Origin of the sequence: Thiocapsa sp. (assembly GCF_011390875.1) — a bacterium.
Taxonomy (GTDB): Bacteria; Pseudomonadota; Gammaproteobacteria; order Chromatiales; family Chromatiaceae; genus Thiocapsa.
This window is the reverse complement of sequence record NZ_JAABRP010000251.1, coordinates 1-6,003: the sequence shown is the minus strand read 5'-3', so window position 1 is coordinate 6,003 and position 6,003 is coordinate 1. Positions and strand designations below refer to the sequence as shown.

The following is a 6,003-nucleotide window of genomic DNA, read 5'->3' as shown; positions in this document are numbered from 1 at the left end:
CGACAGGCGATAGCTGGCAGGAGGCAGGAAGCAGGCGGCAGGAGGCAGGAGGCAGGAGGCTAAGTAGAAAGAGGACAAACGCGCGTGCACGTCTCACTCCGACAACTCAAGGTCTTCGAAGCGGTCGCGCGCCACCTCAGTTACACGCGAGCGGCCGAGGAGCTGCATCTGAGTCAACCTGCCGTCTCGATGCAGGTGCGTCAGCTCGAGGAAGAAGCCGGACTTCCGCTGTTCGAGCGTCTCGGCAATCGCATTCTGTTGACCGAGGCCGGTCGGGAGGTCTACGAGTACGGCCGGACCATCAACAGTGCACTCCAGGAGATGGAAGAGGTGCTCGAGTCCCTGAAAGGGGTCAGCCGCGGTCGGCTGCATCTTGCGGTCGCGAGCACGGTCAACTATTTTGCGCCGCGGCTCTTGGCGATCTTCCAGCAGCGCTACCCGGGGATCGGTCTGCAGCTCGATGTCACCAATCGCGAGCAGCTGGTGCGCATGCTTTACGACAACGCGGTTGATCTCGTGCTGATGGGGGTGCCTCCGACTGACATGGAGGTCGAGTCCGAGGCATTTATGGCGAATCCGCTGGTGGTGATCGCGCCGCCCGACCATCCACTCGCGGGCGAGCGAGCGATCAGCCCGGCACGGCTGGCCGACGAGATCTTCGTGATGCGCGAGGCCGGCTCGGGGACGCGACAGACGATGGAGCGCTTCTTCGGCGAGCGCGGTTTGGTCATCCGTCACGGAATGCAGATGACCCGCAACGAGGCCGTGAAACAGGCGGTTCGCTCCGGACTGGGGCTGAGTGTGGTGTCTCTGCATACGATCGAGTTGGAGCTCGAGACCCGGCGGCTGGTCACGTTGGATGTAGAGGGTTTTCCGGATCAGCGGCAGTGGTACCTGGTCTATCGTCGGGGCAAGCGTCTCTCGCCGGCGGCCAACGCCTTTCGGGAGTTCGTGTTGACGGAGGCCGCGCTCATTGCCCCGCCGAAAGGTTTCTCTCGGTTGTCGGAAGATGGCGCTTGATGCCGCTCGAGAAACGCGTGAAAAAGCAAGTTGTCGGGTGACCTGAACGGTCGCGGCGGCCCGGTGCAGATGGTCCCACCTGCGGTGTTGATGATGGTTTTGTCGAGCTTCTTGCGGTTTCTCCTTCTAGCCTCGTTGTCGATGCTGCCGAGCGTCGTCTTTTCGGCGTCGTCCGACCGGCTTGTCGATCCGCTCGCCAATCCCGTCCCGGATTGGGTAGTGACCGACACCGGCGGCGAAATCAGCGTCCCGCTCTATATCTTCTGGTCCAAGACTTGTCCGCATTGCAAAGAGGCCCTGGGTTTTCTGGACAGGCTGCGCGAGGAGGCGCCTTGGATCCAGGTCCGGTCCTACGAGCTTGCGGCCGATCGTGCGCATGTCCGGCGCTACGTCGAGATGGCCGCCGCGCTGGGCGAAGAGGCCCGCTCGGTGCCGGCCTTCTTCGTGTGCGGGCGGATGCTGACCGGATTCGACGACGCCGATGGGGTCGGGGCGCAGTTGGTCGGGCTGGCGCGATTCTGTCTCCAGATTGCGGGGCAGGGCGGCACGGTCGAGGCCGAGGGTTCCGTGTCGCCCCCCGTCGAGGGCATCCGGGTACCGCTCTTGGGAGACCTCGATCCCGCGGCCATGTCGCTGCCGGTCTTCACGCTGGTGCTGGCCGGGCTCGATGCCTTCAATCCCTGCGCCTTCTTCGTCCTCTTCTTCCTGCTCAGTCTGATGGTCCATGCCCGCAGTCGGGCGCGGATGCTGTTGATCGGCGGCACCTTCGTGCTCTTTTCCGGTTTGGTCTATTTCCTGTTCATGGCCGCTTGGCTGAACCTCTTCCTGGTCGTCGGCGGGGCGGCGGTGGTGACGACGGTCGCCGGATTGGTCGCGCTCCTGGTCGGCGGGCTGAACGTGAAGGACTATTTCTTCTTTCGTCGGGGACCGAGCCTCTCGATCCCCGACCATGCGAAGCCCGGTCTTTTCGCGCGGATGCGCCGTTTGCTCGCGGCCGACCGTCTCGGAGCCATGTTGATCGGAACGCTCGTCCTGGCGTTGGCGGCGAACAGCTACGAGCTGCTCTGCACGGCGGGGTTCCCGATGGTCTACACCCGTGTACTGACACTTCATGACCTTTCCGCGCCGGGCTATTACGGGTATCTGGCACTCTACAATCTGATCTACGTCCTGCCCCTTCTGGCCATCGTTCTGGTCTTCACCTTCACGCTGGGGGCGAAAAAACTCACCGAACGGCAGGGGCGGATCCTCAAGCTCCTCTCGGGTCTGATGATGCTGGGGCTGGGTGGCGTCATGTTGCTGGCGCCCGAGATGCTCGTCCATCCGGGCGTCGGCGTGCTTCTGCTGCTCTTCGCACTCGGGACGACGAGTCTCGTCGCCGTCTTCGGCAAACCCGCCGCCTGAGACCGGTGGGCCGGTCGGGTTCCTTCGGCCGACGCCGCCTCCGGCCGTTGCCCTGCGCGTCGGCTCGATGTCCATGCCGATGCGGCAGGGGCCAAGAGGAACAAAGGAACTGTCGATTAAACCGCGCCCGGTGCGATATGCGTAGTTTGTTGGATTGGCTTGACCACGCCGGCTTCGACAACCGTCGGAGCCGGCGTGGTTTAAGGTATTAAAAAATATTAAATTTTAAACCGCGTCCCCGCTAAGGGCCGTGGATGCACCAAACGCCGAACTCACTCGAGAGTGAGCCCCTCGCTCTGGACGCGGTTTAGCAGCCGCGCGGGGATTCGTCTAAACTACCCGACCGTCTCAGCTATGCGCGAATGCCGACCATGCCCGACCGCCCTTCGAGTGACACCGGTATCACCCTGCACCGCTATCCGTTGCTGGCTTCGATCAACTCCCCGGCGGATCTTCGCGCCTTGCCGGAGCATCTGCTGCCTTCGGTCGTCAACGAGCTGCGGGGCTATCTCGTCGACACCGTCTCGCAAACCGGCGGTCATCTTGCTGCCGGCCTCGGCGTAGTCGAGTTGACGGTCGGTCTGCACTACGTCTTCGACACCCCCGGCGACCGGCTGGTCTGGGACGTCGGCCACCAGGCCTACCCGCATAAGATCCTGACCGGGCGGCGCGATCGCATGCCCACCTTGCGCCAGAAAGACGGACTCTCCGGCTTTCCCAAGCGCTGCGAGAGCGAGTACGACTGCTTCGGGGTCGGCCATTCCAGCACCTCCATCAGTGCCGCGCTCGGCATGGCTTTGGCCGCGAAACAACAAGGCGAGCATCGCGATGCCGTCGCCATCATCGGCGACGGAGCTTTGAGTGCCGGCATGGCATTCGAGGCGCTGAACCACGCGGGCTCGATGGATATCGATCTCGTCGTCATCCTCAACGACAACGAGATGTCCATCTCGCCGCCCGTCGGTGCCATTACCAACCATCTCGCACGGCTGCTGTCGGGCAAGATCTATACGACCATGCGCGAGGGCAGCAAGACCGCTCTGCGCGGGATGCCGCAGCTGCGTCATTTGGTCGGACGCTGGGAAGAGCACATGAAAGGCATGTTGATGCCGAGTACCCTATTCGAGGAGCTCGGGTTCAACTATATCGGCCCCATCGACGGTCACGACGTGCATTCGGTGGTCAAGACGCTGCGCAACATCAAGGAGATGCGCGGTCAGCGCTTCCTTCACGTGGTCACCCAGAAAGGCCACGGCTACGAGCCTGCCGAGGGCCAGCCGGTGACCTATCACGGCGTCACACCGTTCGATCGACGCACCGGCGAGCTGCGCAAGGGCGCGTCCAAAGGCCCGACCTACACACAGATCTTCGGCAGTTGGCTCTGCGACACGGCCGAGGCCGATCCGCGCTTGGTCGGCATCACGCCGGCGATGTGCGAGGGCTCGGGCCTGACGGTCTTCTCGAAACGCTTCCCGGAGCGCTTCTTCGACGTCGGGATCGCCGAGCAGCATGCGGTGACCTTGGCGGCGGGGATGGCCTGCGAGGGCGTTAAACCCGTGGTCGCCATCTACTCGAGTTTTCTGCAGCGTGCTTACGATCAGCTGATCCACGATGTTTGTCTGCAGGGGCTGGACGTGACCTTCGCGGTCGACCGCGGCGGCCTGGTCGGCGCGGACGGCGCGACCCATGCCGGCAGCTTCGATCTGAGCTTCAGCCGGCCGCTTCCCAAGCTCGTCATCATGGCCCCGGCCCACGAGAACGAGTGTCGCGCCATGCTTCGGACCGCCTACGAGTATCCGGGCCCGGCGATGGTTCGCTATCCGCGCGGCAACGGGCCGGGCGTGGCGATCGACCCCGAGGCGCCGGCCCTGCCGATCGGTCGCGGCGAGGTCGTCCGGCAGGGTCGCCGGGTCGCCCTGCTCGCCTTCGGCAGCATGGTGACGCCCGCATTGAAGGCAGCGGAGACCTTGGATGCGACAGTGGCCAATATGCGCTTCGTCAAGCCGCTGGACGAAGCGCTGATCCGGACCCTGGCCGAGGGCCATGACCTCCTGGTGACCGTCGAGGAGAACAGCATCGCCGGAGGCGCCGGGAGCGGAGTGGCCGAGTGGTTGGCCGCCGAGGGAATCGACATCCCATGCGTGCATCTCGGGCTGCCGGATCGCTATATCGATCACGCCGAGCATGCCCAACAACTCGCCGCCTGTGCTTTGGATGCCGACGGTATCCTTGCCGCCGTGCGCGACGCCTACGGGCTTCGGTTTCCCGATCGTGACCTTTCGACGGACGCGGACGCCGGGTCCGCAGGCGGAGCCCCCCGAGTCAGACATCAGGGCGCCGGCGCCGCATGAGGCAATTTCTCCGCGGGGCGGTCCTGACGATCGCGATCCTCCTCGGCCTGTTCCTCGCGGTCGGTCCTCTCGCGCTCGGATACCTGGCCAAGGTCGGCTACGACGATCTCCTGGCCGGTCTCATCGAGGATCTGCCGGACCCGGAGATCCTGGAGAACAGCTACAACCGAGGCTGGTTCGCCTCCAGTGCCGTTTTCGAGGTGCTGATCCACCCCGATTCGGCGGTGCAAGCGCCACTGCGTCCTATCCGGATTCGACTGGACAGTCGCATCGAGCAAGGGCCATGGATCTGGCTAACCACACGCCTTCCGCCCGTCCTCGGCCGTGTTCACACCCGGCTTGAGCTCCAGGGATTCGCGGTTGCACTGCCGGTGCTGCCGATGAGCATCGATCTGTATGCAGACGGCTCCGGCCGGATGCAGCTGCGGGTGCCGCCGGGCGAGACCCTGCCGACGGCACAGGTGATGGGGCTGCGACACGGGCCGCTTGACGGCGATCTGGTCGTGTCCTCGGGTCAGGAGGCCGTCGAGGTTCGGCTGACGCTCCCTGAAGGTGTGGTGACCACACCCACGGGTCCGCTCGCCCGCCTGTCCGATCTTCGCTTCGAGGTCGATCGGCCCGATGATTCTTCCGGCACAGGTCGCTTGCAGGTGGCGTTGGTCGAGGTCGATGGCGCGGTTGGCTCGGCGGCAACCGCACCGCCGTCGCTGCGGATCGAGGGCCTCTCGGCGACCTTGTCGCGAACGCTTCGCGAGGGTCTCTTGGATCTGCGTCTTGGACTCGCCGCGAAGCAGCTCGCCACGGCTTCCATGACCTACGGTCGATCCGAGCTCGGCCTCTCGGGCGAGCGTCTGGACGCCGAGGCGCTCGCCGATCTGGGCGAGGGCATTCGCCTGCTGGCCACCGACCAGGTCGCGCAGGAGATGCGGGGCCTGATCACGGCCGGCCTGATCGCGAGTCTGGCCCCGCGTTTCATCGAAAGCGCGACGCGGATCGGCGTCGAGCCGATTCGGATCGAGACCCCCGACGGTCTTGCATTGGGGCGGTTCGATCTGCGTTTGGACCCGGGCACCGATACACCGAGCCGGCTGACCTCGGGTGTCGTCGATTGGGTGATCCTGCTGCGGGCCGACGGCGATCTTGAGCTGCCCGAGGCGGTCGCACTGGACTGGATCGCGCGCTCGCTCGAACCCGGGCTCGAAGACAAGGCTCTGCCGACCTCGGAGCC

Annotated in this window: 4 protein-coding genes; all 4 read left to right on the top strand. The window is 64.9% G+C overall.

Annotated elements, in window-relative coordinates:
• Window positions 1-84: 84 nt before the first annotated feature.
• On the top strand, window positions 85-1,020 hold the full coding sequence (locus GPT33_RS16370; protein WP_296810975.1) for a LysR family transcriptional regulator: 936 nt from the start codon (window positions 85-87) through the stop codon (window positions 1,018-1,020).
• 69 nt (window positions 1,021-1,089) lie between these two features.
• Complete coding sequence (locus GPT33_RS16365) at window positions 1,090-2,424, top strand: glutaredoxin domain-containing protein (protein WP_296810972.1); 1,335 nt, start codon at window positions 1,090-1,092, stop codon at window positions 2,422-2,424.
• A 371-nt stretch (window positions 2,425-2,795) separates the two neighbouring features.
• Window positions 2,796-4,775 (top strand): 1-deoxy-D-xylulose-5-phosphate synthase, encoded by a 1,980-nt coding sequence (gene dxs / locus GPT33_RS16360; protein ID WP_296810969.1) that lies wholly within the window; start codon window positions 2,796-2,798, stop codon window positions 4,773-4,775.
• Window positions 4,772-6,003, top strand: a 1,232-nt coding sequence (locus GPT33_RS16355; protein ID WP_296810965.1) for a DUF945 family protein, incomplete at its 3' end; no start/stop codon positions are given. The genes dxs and GPT33_RS16355, both read left to right, overlap by 4 nt.